Below are 13,979 nucleotides of genomic sequence, written 5' to 3'. Positions count from 1 at the left end.
TATTTACCAAAAGAGAAGTATGGTTGATTTCCGCTCCAGGATGCTCGCTTTCCGCGGGGCGGGCGGTGAGTCTCCTCGGCGCTAAAGCGCCTGTGGGGTCTCACCTGTCCCGCTGCTCCCGCAGGAGTCTCGCACCTTCCACTCCAATCAACTTCTTTATAACAGTTTGCTTTTCACAAAACCTATTTAAAAAACAACAATCTTTTAGAAAAGAGCCTTTGTTTTTCATCCTTCTCATTCATAGCATTACGAATTATTTAATTAACTCAATTAATAAATCTCCTGTTTGAATCGCTTCACCATTTTTCACAAAAATATCTTTTACGATACCAGAAAAAGGTGCTTGAACCGTTGTTTCCATTTTCATAGCCTCTGTAATAATAAGATGATCACCTCGGTCAACTTTTTCACCTTTTTCAACAAGAACTTTTACTACAGTACCTGGCATAGATGCAGCTAAATGGTTTTCATTAGTTGGATCCGCCTTAATTTTTGCTGTCACAGTCACTTTAATACTTTCATCTTTGACAACAATTTCCCGTGGTTGTCCATTTAATTCAAAATAAATGACTCTTGTTCCATCAGCCTGCGGTTGCCCAACCGCTACAAGTTTCACAATGAGAGTTTTTCCTTTTTCAATTTCTACTTCAATTTCTTCACCAAGACGCAAACCATAGAAAAAGGTTGGTGTATCTAGAACCGAAATATCACCAAACTGGTCTACCTTTTTCGTATAATCAACAAACACCTTTGGATAAAGTGCGTAGGCAATTACATCAAAATCAGTCGGCTCTGTTGCTATCTCTGCCGTTAATTTCTCTTTTAATTTGATAAAATCAACATTTTCAAGGAGTTCTCCTGGTCGAACGGTAATTGGTTTTTTATCTTTAAGAATGATACGTTGCAATTCCTCAGGGAATCCACCATATGGTTGTCCTAAGTAACCTTCAAAGAACTCAACAACAGAATCAGGGAAGTCAAGGGTACTGCCTTTTGTTAAAATATCCTCTTCAGATAAATTATTTTGGACCATAAATAGAGCCATGTCACCAACGATTTTTGATGAAGGTGTAACTTTGACAACATCTCCAAACATTGAGTTTACGCGGGTATACATTCTCTTTACGTCATCCCATTTTTCGCCTAATCCTACCGCTTTTGCTTGTTGTTGAAGATTACTATATTGACCACCTGGCATTTCGTGTTGATAAACCTCAGTATGAGGTGCCATCATACCAGACTCAAAGTCATTGTAGTATTTACGAACATCTTCCCAATAGTGAGACAGCTGTTCAAGTGCTTCAATATTAACATCAGGTTTACGCTCTGTGCCCTCAAGCGCGTAGTAAAGTGAATTGGCACTTGGTTGGGATGTCAATCCAGCCATTGTACTTAACGCAACATCAACGATATCAACCCCAGCCTCGATTGCTTTTGCATAGGTGTAAATTCCGTTACCACTAGTATCATGTGTGTGGAGATGAATCGGAATATTAACCGATTCTTTTAACTCCGAAATTAATCGATAGGCTGCCTGAGGCTTTAATAGACCTGCCATGTCTTTAATCCCTAAAATATGTGCACCCTGTTGTTCTAACTCTTTTGCAAGGTTTTTATAATACTGTAGATTATATTTAACTCTTGTAGGATCGTCGATATCACCGGTATAACAAATCGCCGCTTCAGCAATTTTTCCATTTTGACGAACAGCATCAATGGCTATTTCCATACCTTTTACCCAGTTCAAACTATCAAATATTCTAAAAACATCAATCCCCGTTTGCGCTGATTTCTCAACAAACTCACGAATAACATTGTCAGGATAGTTTTTATATCCGACTGCATTTGATGCCCTGAGGAGCATTTGAAACAGAACGTTTGGAATTTCTTTCCTTAATTCCTGTAATCTTATCCACGGGTCTTCATTCAAGAAGCGGTAAGCAACATCAAAGGTCGCTCCCCCCCACATTTCAAATGAAAACATGTCAGGCAACAATTTTGCTGTCGGTTCAGCGATGTGTTTAATATCGGTTGATCTCACCCTTGTTGCTAGCAACGATTGATGAGCGTCTCTAAATGTCGTATCCGTAAGCAATACTTGATTTTGCGATTTAATCCATTTTACTAAGCCTTCTGGGCCCTGCTCATCAAGGATTTGTTTTGTTCCGTTTGTATAATCAAAATTGTAATTCAGCTTTGGAATTCTTGGCTTTTCAAAAACTGGTCGTTTTTTCCGCTCGATCCCTGGGAATCCATTTACCGTGACGTTAGCGATATAGGATAACATTTTTGATCCGCGGTCTTTACTTGTCAAAACCTGAAACAATTCAGGATTTTTTTCTAAAAATGAAGTATCATACTCACCTGTAACAAACTTTTCATGTCTCACAACATTCTCAAGGAATGGAATGTTCGTCTTAATACCACGAATCCTAAATTCTCTTAAATTTCGAACCATCTTTGCAGCTGCATGTTCAAATGTTAGTGCACTAGTGGTCAATTTAACTAGAAGGGAATCATAGTAAGGAGTAATGATTGCTCCTGTATAGGCATTTCCAGCATCCAACCTTACACCAAATCCGCCTCCGGAACGATAGGCCATGATTTTCCCGGTATCCGGCATAAAATTATTTAATGGATCCTCAGTTGTTACTCGGCATTGAATCGCATATCCATGAATGCTAATTTTTTCTTGATGTGGAATTCCTACAATATCTCCAAATAGTTCGTGACCCTCAGCAATCAAGATTTGTGATTGAACAATGTCAATTCCAGTAACCATTTCGGTAATCGTATGCTCAACCTGCACACGGGGATTTACTTCAATAAAATAAAATTCTTCTCCAGAAAGTAAAAATTCCACAGTGCCCGCATTTACATAATCAACCTTTTTCATTAGTTTTACTGCAGCTTCACAAATTCTTTCTCTTAGGTCCTCTGAAATCGAAACACACGGAGCAACTTCCACTACTTTTTGATGACGCCTTTGCACAGAACAATCACGCTCGTACAAATGGACAATATTCCTATGATGGTCCCCAAGAATTTGTACTTCAATATGTTTCGGATTAATGACTAACTTCTCTACATATACTTCATCATTCCCAAATGCTGCTTTTGCCTCTGATTTAGCACGAGAAAAAGCCTCTTGAACCTCTTCAGGATGATTGACGATACGCATCCCGCGCCCGCCCCCACCTAAGGAAGCTTTAATGATAATTGGGTAGCCGAATTGAGCTCCAAAAGCAGCCACATCACTTACATCGTTAACTGGTCCGTCACTTCCTGGAATTATCGGGATATTAGCAAGCTGTGCTTGCAATCTGGCCTTCACTTTATCACCAAACATATCTAGGTGTTTTAATTCAGGTCCAATAAAAATAATTCCTTCTTCTTGACAGCGACGTGCAAAGTGGATATTCTCCGATAAAAAACCATATCCAGGATGAATTGCATCTGCCTTACTATGCTTAGCTATTGCAATGATCCCTTCAATATCAAGGTAAGCGTCGATCGGTTTTTTTCCCTCTCCAACTAAATAAGCTTCGTCTGCTTTATAACGATGGTATGTGCCGGAATCTTCTTTCGAATAAATCGCAACAGTTCGAATATTTAGCTCGTTACAAGCCCGAAAAACCCTAATCGCAATTTCACCACGATTAGCTACCAACACTTTAGTGATACGCTGATTCAATTCAATCACTCCATCTTTATGTATTTTAGAAAAGCACCAGGTGCCTGCCTTTCGGAATAGACCTCAAGTCGATTGCACCTAGAGCTAGACATTCATCAAAGTTCTTCTTTTAGTTTTTATCTTTTTTAGAAAAGCGCAAGGGTTTGACCCCTGCGCTTTATGAAGGAAAATGAACCGGCTTTGAGGGTGACTTTTTTGATGCCACCGCTAGGTTTCCACTTTCCTTAGATTTATATTTTTGCTCATAATTTACGAACATTGATACATTAACTAAGATCCCCATTGCTACCGATAGTTGAAGAATTGATGAGCCTCCATAGCTAACAAAAGGAAGTGGTACGCCCGTTAAAGGCATGAGTCCAGATATTCCTGCTAGGTTTGTAAAAGATTGGATTCCAATCATACTAGAAATCCCGATTGCAAGCAGGGTCCCAAACGGGTCCTTACACTTCGCTGCAATATAAATACCTCTCAACACGATAAAGCCCAATGCTAAAATCACAAATCCTACTCCCCATATCCCCAACTCTTCAGCAATGACTGCCATAATAAAGTCAGTATGTGATTCGGGTAAATAACCAAGCTTTTGGACGCTATGGCCTAACCCTAAACCATTGACGCCTCCGGAACCTATAGCTAAATATGAATTCACTAGTTGGTAACCCGAGCCTTGTTCAACAGAAAATGGATCATTAAATGCTTCAAAGCGGCTTAATCTAGTACTCGAGAAGACTTCATCCTTTAATAATAGGATAAAGGGTAAAACAAATAGAAATCCCATCGTAATTAGTTTCATTATATTTTTAAAATTCATTCCCGAAGAAACAATAATCATAGCAGCAATGGCAAAAATAATGGCAGCAGTACCGAAATCAGGCTGAATTGCTACTAACAAACATACTATTACCAAATAAACGACTGGAGGAACTACCCCTTTATTAAATTCGTTAATATAGCTTTGCTTCTTTGCATAAACTGCTGATAAATAAATGATGACGCCAATTTTCACAAATTCCGATGGCTGAATACTTCTTGTCCCAACCTGAAACCAACTTTGAGCATTTCCGGCAACATGTCCAAAAATAAATAAAGTTGCAAGCCCCAAAAAAGAGCCACCAACAATAAATGCTAGGAATTTTGTTCCTTTCATAATCTTATAAGGGAAGATTGCCATAAAGGTAAAAACAATTGATCCGATTATTAAATTTAGTTTTTGCTTTTGATAAAAATAATCACTGTGGACTCCATACCTTTGAACGGCGGAAACCATACTAGAACTATAAATCATCACCAAGCCAAATAAAGATAAAAGAATCAGAACAATAACTAACGTATAATCATATGACTTTAAAATCTTTTTTACCATTCAATCTCTTCCTTATCTTCCGGGTTGTTTTTAGTTATTCTATTAATATGGAAATTATCCTGCTTTAACGGGAAGAAAAGATAGAATTATTTTAACATAAGATTTCTTGCCTTCCTATTAATTTGCCATACAATTCATTATATTGATAGCATTTTTTATTTGTTTTTTTCTTCCAACACCATCTTCACTTGCTTTTTATACAAAAGGCTCTGTTAAACTAAGATGTTGATTTCCGTTACAGGCGCTTCGCTTTCCGCGGGGCGGGCGGTGAGCCTCCTCGGCGCTAAAGCGCCTGTGGGGTCTCACCTGTCCCGCTGCTCCCGCAGGAGTCTTCGCGCCTTCCACTCCAATCAACATTGAGCTTTAACACAGCTATACAAAAAAACCCAAACATCGTAGCTTGTTTGAGTTCCATTGTTTATTTTCTTAGTGAAGCCTCGTGTAATGCAGAGAGCTCTCTCTCTAACTGATCCAGTATATCTTTTCCGTCTTTTTCATTGGTTAAGCCAAGTCGTACTGCAAAGTCTATCTCACGAGATAAGCCAAACATCTGGGTATCTAATACCTCTTCATAAAGTGGACACTGAGGCATAGTTAGGTTGTCCATCTGTACCTTAATAAGCTTCAATATCTTATCAGCGTCCGCCTTTAACAAGGCGTTTGCTCTTTCTCGATGATCAATAATCATTTCCGACGCCAACATTGATCCCCCCGTTTCCGAGCCATTACCTATACTTCTTTAAATTTTACCTGTTTAAAGAGTAAAATGCAACAATTATAACAAGCTCAAGTTTAAAACACCCTAGTCTCTATTTATTCGAATTCCATTAATAATGACATTTTTCAGAATAGACGATATACTTATCTTTATTGTAATGTGAGGGGGACAAAATGTGGGAAATATTATACAAATAAAAGGAAGCGTCAAATATTCGATAACCCTAGACCCTAGTGTTTGGATTTTTGATGATCGAAAAATAGATTTAAATACATATTTTGAATTGGCAAGCGAGGATAAACCTGATGAACTATCTCAGTATAAAAAAAATATTTCTAAACAATGGGACCGAGAAATCACCGAAGGTGCTGCAATTCCGCAAGTAAATCCCTCAAAACGGAAGTTTGAGAAGGAAAAATTATTGACGGGATCTTTTGGTATTCCAATGAAGCCATTTTTGAAAAATACTGAACCTGATAAAGAGGCACATTCTTTAATCATTTTAACTAATGATCAGGAAGTGGAAATACCATTAGAAGAAGCTTATAACCTTATATTTGGCTTTTCAATCAACGGAAAGCCCCTAACTCAGGATGGTCCCGTACATATATATTACGGTGATGGTTCAAATAAAAACACGCCTATTAAGAATGTTAATGGATTGCGTGTAATTTAATTTCCTAAAAGGGCTGATCTAAATCAGCCCTTTTGTATCAAATAATCTAATGGCATTCTTAGAGTAGATCAGCTGCTAATTGTGCTAAACTGGATCGTTCACCTTTTACTAACTTTACATGTCCTGATACTTTTTGATCTTTAAATTTCTCTACAACATATGTAAGTCCGTTGTTGTAGGCATCTAGATAAGGGTGATCAATTTGTTCTGGATCCCCCATTAAGACAATTTTACTCCCCTCTCCCACCCTCGTTAAAATAGTTTTCACTTCATGCTTTGTTAAATTTTGAGCCTCATCAATAATAATATACTGATCTGGGATGCTTCTTCCCCGAATATAGGTTAATGCCTCCACCTCGATAGAACCCATACCAGCAAGGATTGCGTCCAATTCACCTGGCTTTTTAACATTGAATAAATATTCCAGATTATCAAAAATCGGCTGCATCCACGGTCTAAGCTTTTCTTGCTTTTCCCCTGGCAGAAAGCCTAAATCCTTTCCAACTGGTACAATTGGTCGTGCTACTAATAATTTTTTATATTGCCCTAAATCTTCTGTTTGCATTAAACCGGATGCCAACGCGAGTAAGGTTTTCCCCGTCCCGGCCTTGCCAATAAGTGTGACAAGCGGAATGTCCTTTCTTAGCAAAAGTTCTATTGCCATGGTTTGTTGCACATTACGTGGACGTATCCCCCAAATATGATCATGATCAAATACTAATTTTTTTATTTTTTTCCCAAGTGAATCCACAATCCCAAGTGCTGACGTCGAGCTCCCTAATGAATCCTTCAGCACCACGAATTGGTGTGGATAGTATGGGAAATTTGAAATATCTGATATCAATAGTTCGTTTTTCTCGTAAAATTTACCTATCATCCCAACCTCAATATATTTTTCGACAAAACCTGTATAAATATGGTCAAAATCAACAACTCTGTCACTCAAGAAATCTTCCGCTAATAATCCAATGGCATCTGCCTTGACTCTTACAAGAGCATCTTTACTTACCAAAATGACAGGTCTGCCGTTTTCTTTTGTTTGCTCTTCTAATGACAAATTTTTAGCTACGGCAAGAATTCTATTATCATTTGTTTTTTCCACAAAAATCTCTTGTAATTGCTGAAATGACCGATGGTTTAATTCAATCCTTAAAATACCGCCTGTTTCTAATGGGATTTTTTCATGAAGTTTTCCTGATTCTCTTAGGTTGTCAATTAAACGCGAGACCTGTCTTGCATTTCTCCCAATTTCATCCATATACCTTTTTTTCGAATCAACTTCCTCTAAAACAACTGCTGGAATAACCACTTCATTATCTTCAAAGGAGAAAATGGAGAAAGGATCTTGCAACAGGACGTTTGTATCCAACACATATATTTTACTCAATCTCATGCCTCCCGCTCTTCTTGATCTATCGTTCTTCCCTGAACGAACCGCTTGTCAGCTGGGACTTTTTTAAAATATATGATTAGGCGCATAAAGATAGAAGAAATTTTACAGAATAATCGATAGATGTACTTTTAAATTATTTTTCTCGGATTATTAAATATCATTTTTTTCGCAAATACTATAGGGACACGACAGTGGAGGTGACCTACAATATGAGAGTTATTGGAATAGTATTGATTTTCATTATTCTGTTGGGTGGATGTGGTACGCAAAATAAGACAATGGATAATGGTAAGCAAAATTTAATTCATGTTAAAAATAGTACGATTCAACAGGTTGACAGAAATACTGGTCAAGAGATCTCGAGACATTTGGTTGAATTAGCGACAGGAATCCCTAATGTTCGTGACGCAACAGCTGTAGTGTTAGGTAACTATGCTATAGTTGGAATTGATGTTGATTCGGATATTGACCGTTCAAAAGTGGGGTCTATAAAATATTCAGTTGCCGAAGTCTTAAAAAATGATCCTCAAGGAGCTAGAGCAGTGGTCATTGCTGATCCTGATCTTACCGCACGCCTTAAAGAAATTTCTCAGGACATCAAAAATGGAAATCCAATATCCGGGATCATGAATGAACTATCAGATATTTCTGGACGACTAATCCCTGAAGTTCCTGCTGATATGATTAATCCTAAAGCTAAAAACTCTACTGAAAATCCAAAAAAACAACTAAATAATTCAGAAAAGCAGCAGCTTGAAAAAGAACAACAAGACCAATCAAAACATCAAAAGGATTAACAGAACAAAAAAGCTAGAGGCACACCCTTATGGGTGTGCCTCTAGCTTCAGGCTGTCGAGAAACTCTCGACAGCCTATTATTTTGTTTAATTACTTTAACAATTTACCGCGGTAATATAGTATAATATTCTTATCAAGAATAGGACGGTGAATAGAATGTTCAAACCCAAAAAAGCTGTTCAAAATGAAGCTGAATTTGTTTTTATCGAAGATTTGGTGCCTCAAAATCACCTTTTAAGAAAGGTGGATAAATATATTGATTTTTCATTTGTTGGAGAAAAGGTTCGGCCCTATTACTCAGAAGATAACGGTCGTCCAACTGATCCAATTCTGCTTTTCAAGATGATGTTTATTGGATATTTTTATGGCATTCGTTCGGAACGTCAATTGGAACGAGAAATTCAAACTAACGTTGCTTATCGATGGTTCTTAGGATTGAAGCTAAATGACCCAGTTCCTCATCATTCAACTATCAGTTGGAATCGAAGAACACGTTTTAAGGAAACAAACATCTTTCAAGAAATATTTGATGAAATTGTCCATAAAGCCATAAACCATAAGATGGTTGGTGGGCGTGTTTTATTTTCGGACTCGACTCATCTTAAAGCGAACGCCAATAAGAATAAATTCACTCGTGAGGAAGTTGAAGTGGAAACTCGCGAGTACATAGATGAGCTGAATAAAGCAATTGAGGATGATAGACTAAATCACGGAAAAAAGCTTTAAAAGAACGAGAGGAGGTGACAGAGACAAAAGTGATCCGAAAAAGTACAACGGATCCTGAGTGTGGATTCATGTCCAGGGAAAATAAGCAGGAAATGTTCTGTTATCTGGACCACCGTACAACAGACATGAAGTTTAATATTATAACGGATGCCTACGTAACTCCAGGAAATGTCCATGACTCTGTCCCTTACCTCTCTCGCTTGGACCGTCAAATCGAAAGATTTGGATTAAAAGTAGAAGCAGTCGGATTAGACTCTGGTTTTCTTACAAATCCTATTTGTAAAGGGCTCCATGATCGAAATATTTTTGGGGTTATTGCGCATAGAAGATATCATCCAACTAAAGGTTTATTTCCAAAATGGAAATTTCAATATGACAAAAAAAGAGATCTATATACTTGCCCAAATGAACAGGAATTAGTGTATCGCACGACTACAAGAGAAGGATATCGTGAATATAAGTCAAACCCAAAGAAATGTGCAGAATGTCCTCTGTTGAAGGAATGTACGAGATCAAAAAACAAGACGAAGGTCGTCACCCGACATGTATGGGAAGAATATAAGGAGAAGGTGCGGCTCAATCGTCTATCAAAATCAGGAAAAATGCTTTATAAATTTAGGAAAGAAAAAATTGAGCGAAGCTTTGCAGATTCAAAAGAACTGCATGGGCTTCGCTATTGTAGGTTGCGAGGGTTGAGGAATGCGAGCGAGCAGGTGTTGCTTACTGCAGCTTGCCAAAATATGAAAAAGATTGCCACACACTTGTCTAGGCTAGAAAAAGTGTGTGGCAATACCTCAAGTTGATTTACTTTAGGTTGATTGGAGCGGAAGGTGCTCGACTCCTGCGGGAGCAGCGGGACAGGTGAGACCCCGCAGGCGTGTAACGCCGAGGAGGCTCAGCGCCCGCCCCGCGGAAAGCGAGCACTTGGAGCGGAAATCAACCGGCCAATTAGCAGGCTAAATAAAAAATTGCCGAGAAAAATACTCTTTCTCGACAATCTGAAGCTAGAGGCACACCCTTATGGGTGTGCCTCTAGCTTTTTTAAATTCGCAAGAATATTGTTTTAGAACCAATTTCTACGAGTTTATACAAGTGCCTCTTTTTTTAAAGCATCCATAACTTGCTTATCAAGCTTTGCAGCTGCAGCTTTATCATATGTCTTATCATATTGAGGTTCAACCGTGATTTTTGAACCATAAAACATGACATCCCTAACCTCATTTATTTTAATTTCAACAAGGGCAAGCTTTAAAGGCACCTCAGGTAATTTTTCATTTTTGATGTTTGCGCACCCACTGATTGAATAGGTTGATTCATTTGCAATAATATTCACAACCACATGTTGATTATGAAGAATATTTTGGATTATTCTGGAGCGATTATCTACTGCAAAGTAGATTACTTCTTCATTTATGGCCAAAATCCAAGAAATGGCACTAACGTTAGGTCCACCGGATTCAAAATCAATCGTGGCTAACGTGGCAAAACGTTCCTTTTGTAATTGTTCAAATAATGGTTTGATTAAATTCGGTTCTACTTGATTTGCCATACTAAAATACCTCCTTAAGCTACCATTATTTTACTACTATCCAATTTGTTCATCAACTTTATCGCATCAACCAAATATTATCAAAGGTCGTAAAATAATGGTATAATATAATAACTAATAGACCTATAATGTGATGATTGAAATTTGAGGTGCTGATATGAGAGTAAAGTGTTTTCTTTGTGATAAAATCGAATCGATTGGGGATGACTCCCCGTTAGCTAAACGTTTAAGAAACCGACCAATTCATACGTATATGTGCAATAGTTGTGAAGAGAGAATTACTGAGAAAACGAACACAAGAATTGCCTCTGGAAACTTCCGGCTATACCGGCAGGCTTCTGAGGACGATAATTGGTGAACTAAAAAAAGCATGAAAAAAGAGGAGATAGAAGGTTTAATACAAACCTTAAAGTCTCCTCTTTTCTATTCTTTTGGATAAATTTGAAATTTTTCAGGCTCATCTTTGATTTGGTTTAACATCACTTCAATTAATTCAATCGGGAAACGAGATATTTTCTCTTCTCCAGCTTTTTCATAATTGACGATGTACATACGTTCATCTTTTAAAACCTGAATATTTTTTAATCCATGCTCTGTGATTAAAATATCCTCAAAAAGTTCCTTCGTTTCAACCGCTGGAAAATCCTCTGGTCTTTCATCGCTGACAACCTTTATGGTAAGCCAGTTATACAAAGCATCTTGTAATGATTTCACGCTTGTTCCCCCAAATTATCCAAGACCCGCATCTTGTTTTTTTTGTTGGTGAAGACGTAATTTATAAATGATAAGGATTAGCGATGCAACAACTAATCCTTCAGCGACAGGTAAAAAGACACCAAGGAATGTTAGGATGGAACAACCTAAAATCAAGAAAATATAAACCATAATGGACTTACCAATTGGTAATTTTTTAGCAAATCCCAACTTATAAACTAGAATGGATAAACCAATAATTGTTGCATAAAGTAACCACATTCCAACCTTTGGATTTTCATTCACTCTATATAGGGCAGCAAAAAAAGACAAACGCTCCGCAATATCCATTTCCGGTAATTCCCCCTCTTACCTTAAGCTTGTTCAGCAGATTTCTTCTTCTTTGTCGTTCTTTCTCGCTCGCTTTTTTCAAGAATTTTCTTGCGCAAACGGATTGATTCTGGTGTTACTTCACAATACTCATCTTCATTTAAATATTCTAACGACTCTTCAAGCGTCATGATACGAGGTTTTTTCATTGTTGCAGTTTGATCCTTATTAGCTGAACGCACATTCGTTGCTTGTTTTACTTTCGTAATATTAACAGTTATATCATTTTCTCTTGTGTGTTCACCAACAATCATACCTTCATATATTTCAGTACCAGCATCAACGAAGATGATTCCACGGTCTTCAACTTGCATAATACCATATGTGGATGTTTTTCCTGACTCCATTGAAACAAGGACTCCTTGGCGTCTTCCACCTACTTGACCTGTTGCCATTGGTTGATAGCTATCAAAGGTATGGTTAATGATTCCATAACCACGAGTTAAAGTTAAGAATTCAGTTGTGTATCCAATTAATCCACGTGCAGGTACATTAAAAATCAAGCGTACCTGTCCTGATCCATTGTTGATCATATCAAGCATTTCGCCTTTACGAGCACCAATGGACTCCATTACAGACCCTGTATGTTCTTCAGGAACATCAATTTGTACACGTTCAACAGGCTCACAACGAACTCCATCGATAACTTTTACAATAACTTCTGGTTTAGAAACCTGAAGCTCATAACCTTCACGACGCATGTTTTCAATTAAGATTGAAAGATGAAGCTCCCCACGTCCTGATACAACCCAAGCATCTGGAGAATCGGTATTTTCAACACGAAGGCTTACATCAGTTTGTAATTGCGCACGAAGACGCTCTTCGATTTTTCTTGAAGTAACAAATTTTCCTTCTCTTCCTGCAAATGGACTGTTATTAACAACGAACGTCATTTGTAAAGTCGGTTCATCAATTCGGAGTACCGGCAGCGCCTCTTCGTGTTCAACAGGACATACTGTTTCACCTACGTTAATATCTTCCATTCCAGATAAGGCGATTAAATCCCCAGCATATGCTTCTTGAATTTCTTGACGTTTAAGTCCAAAAAATCCGTATATTTTCGTTACACGGAATTGCTTAACAGTACCATCAAGTTTCATCAAGGCAACTTGTTGCCCAACATGAATCGTTCCACGGAAAACACGACCGATTCCAATTCTACCAAGGTAGTCACTGTAATCAAGTAATGCAACTTGGAACTGAAGAGGTTCCGTTCTGTTATCAACCGGAGCAGGAATATGTTCGATAATGCCTTCATACAATGATTGCATATTCTCATCTTGCTTAGTTGGATCTGTACTTGCCGTTCCATTGATAGCGGAAGCATAAATAACTGGGAAATCTAACTGTTCTTCTGAAGCTTCTAGTTCGATGAATAAGTCTAAGACTTCATCAATTACTTCTTCTGGTCTTGCAGCGTCCCGGTCAATTTTATTCACGACAACAATTGGAGTTAAATTTTGCTCCAATGCTTTTTTCAATACAAAGCGTGTTTGTGGCATACAGCCTTCATATGCGTCAACTACAAGTAACACACCATCAACCATTCTCATAATCCGCTCAACTTCTCCACCAAAATCGGCGTGTCCAGGGGTATCAAGAATATTAATTCTTTTATCTTTATATTGAATTGCTGTATTTTTTGCAAGGATCGTAATTCCACGTTCTCTTTCTAGGTCATTAGAATCCATCGCTCTTTCCTCGACATGTTCATTCGACCGGAAAGTACCTGCTTGTCTTAACAGTTGATCTACTAGGGTTGTTTTCCCATGGTCAACGTGAGCAATAATAGCAATATTGCGAATATCTTTTCTTAATTTCAAAAAATTCCACTCCTCTTTCTTCGTAAGACCCCATTGTCTTTGGATAACTGAACTATTATAACACAAATGATTAGAAACCTATAATCATTTTGTAGTACAATATAAAATAACTAAAATTGGAAGGGTTTTAAACCTCTCCATATTACAAAGGGGA

General features: G+C 37.8%; 12 protein-coding genes. 4 read left to right on the top strand and 8 right to left on the bottom strand.

The features are described from left to right. Positions 1-253 precede the first annotated feature (253 nt). The 3 genes from pyc to B1NLA3E_RS06275 form a co-directional block, all read right to left on the bottom strand. Entirely contained in the window at positions 254-3,694 is a 3,441-nt protein-coding gene (pyc, locus tag B1NLA3E_RS06285) for a pyruvate carboxylase (protein WP_015592997.1), read from the bottom strand. Positions 3,695-3,851: 157 nt separating this feature from the next. Then, positions 3,852-5,060 carry an FtsW/RodA/SpoVE family cell cycle protein gene (locus B1NLA3E_RS06280; protein WP_015592996.1) on the bottom strand — a complete coding sequence of 403 codons (1,209 nt, stop codon included), beginning with the start codon at positions 5,058-5,060 and terminating at the stop codon, positions 3,852-3,854. Between the two features lie 418 nt (positions 5,061-5,478). After that, positions 5,479-5,760 (bottom strand): YlaN family protein, encoded by a 282-nt coding sequence (locus tag B1NLA3E_RS06275; protein WP_015592995.1) that lies wholly within the window; start codon positions 5,758-5,760, stop codon positions 5,479-5,481. Positions 5,761-5,953: 193 nt separating this feature from the next. Here B1NLA3E_RS06275 and B1NLA3E_RS06270 point away from each other — a divergent pair, with 193 nt between their 5' ends. After that, positions 5,954-6,454, top strand: coding sequence for a hypothetical protein (locus B1NLA3E_RS06270; protein WP_015592994.1), 501 nt, complete (start codon positions 5,954-5,956; stop codon positions 6,452-6,454). 58 nt (positions 6,455-6,512) lie between these two features. Here the strand turns inward: B1NLA3E_RS06270 and B1NLA3E_RS06265 are convergent, their stop codons facing one another. Next, on the bottom strand, positions 6,513-7,841 hold the full coding sequence (locus B1NLA3E_RS06265; RefSeq protein ID WP_015592993.1) for a PhoH family protein: 1,329 nt from the start codon (positions 7,839-7,841) through the stop codon (positions 6,513-6,515). Positions 7,842-8,056: 215 nt separating this feature from the next. Between B1NLA3E_RS06265 and B1NLA3E_RS06260 the strand changes: the two genes are divergently transcribed. Beyond that, positions 8,057-8,644 (top strand): YhcN/YlaJ family sporulation lipoprotein, encoded by a 588-nt coding sequence (locus B1NLA3E_RS06260; RefSeq protein WP_015592992.1) that lies wholly within the window; start codon positions 8,057-8,059, stop codon positions 8,642-8,644. Between the two features lie 156 nt (positions 8,645-8,800). After that, positions 8,801-10,173 (top strand): IS1182 family transposase gene (locus B1NLA3E_RS23220; protein WP_144061434.1). Its coding sequence is split into 2 segments (ribosomal slippage): positions 8,801-9,365 and positions 9,365-10,173, totalling 1,374 coding nucleotides; the frame shifts between segments, so codons are not numbered across the junction. A gap of 281 nt (positions 10,174-10,454) precedes the next feature. Here the strand turns inward: B1NLA3E_RS23220 and B1NLA3E_RS06245 are convergent. Beyond that, positions 10,455-10,919: a pyridoxamine 5'-phosphate oxidase family protein gene (locus B1NLA3E_RS06245; RefSeq protein ID WP_015592990.1), complete on the bottom strand. Its 465-nt coding sequence runs from the start codon at positions 10,917-10,919 to the stop codon at positions 10,455-10,457. Positions 10,920-11,076: 157 nt separating this feature from the next. Between B1NLA3E_RS06245 and B1NLA3E_RS23715 the strand changes: the two genes are divergently transcribed. After that, on the top strand, positions 11,077-11,277 hold the full coding sequence (locus tag B1NLA3E_RS23715) for a YlaI family protein (protein WP_015592989.1): 201 nt from the start codon (positions 11,077-11,079) through the stop codon (positions 11,275-11,277). A 65-nt stretch (positions 11,278-11,342) separates the two neighbouring features. Here B1NLA3E_RS23715 and B1NLA3E_RS06240 read toward each other — a convergent pair whose 3' ends face one another. Genes B1NLA3E_RS06240 through typA form a run of 3 tightly spaced genes read right to left on the bottom strand, consistent with a single transcriptional unit; the run spans position 11,343 to position 13,825 of the window. Next, a complete protein-coding gene (locus tag B1NLA3E_RS06240) occupies positions 11,343-11,633 on the bottom strand; it encodes a hypothetical protein (protein WP_015592988.1) in 291 nt (96 codons plus the stop codon). Positions 11,634-11,648: 15 nt separating this feature from the next. After that, on the bottom strand, positions 11,649-11,963 hold the full coding sequence (locus B1NLA3E_RS06235) for a YlaH-like family protein (RefSeq protein ID WP_015592987.1): 315 nt from the start codon (positions 11,961-11,963) through the stop codon (positions 11,649-11,651). 23 nt (positions 11,964-11,986) lie between these two features. After that, on the bottom strand, positions 11,987-13,825 hold the full coding sequence (gene typA / locus B1NLA3E_RS06230) for a translational GTPase TypA (protein WP_015592986.1): 1,839 nt from the start codon (positions 13,823-13,825) through the stop codon (positions 11,987-11,989). Between the last annotated feature and the right edge of the window lie 154 nt (positions 13,826-13,979).

This window comes from Bacillus sp. 1NLA3E, assembly GCF_000242895.2.
In the GTDB taxonomy this organism is placed as follows: domain Bacteria; phylum Bacillota; class Bacilli; order Bacillales; family Cytobacillaceae; genus Bacillus_BU.
This window is presented reverse-complemented; position numbering and strand designations above follow the sequence as displayed.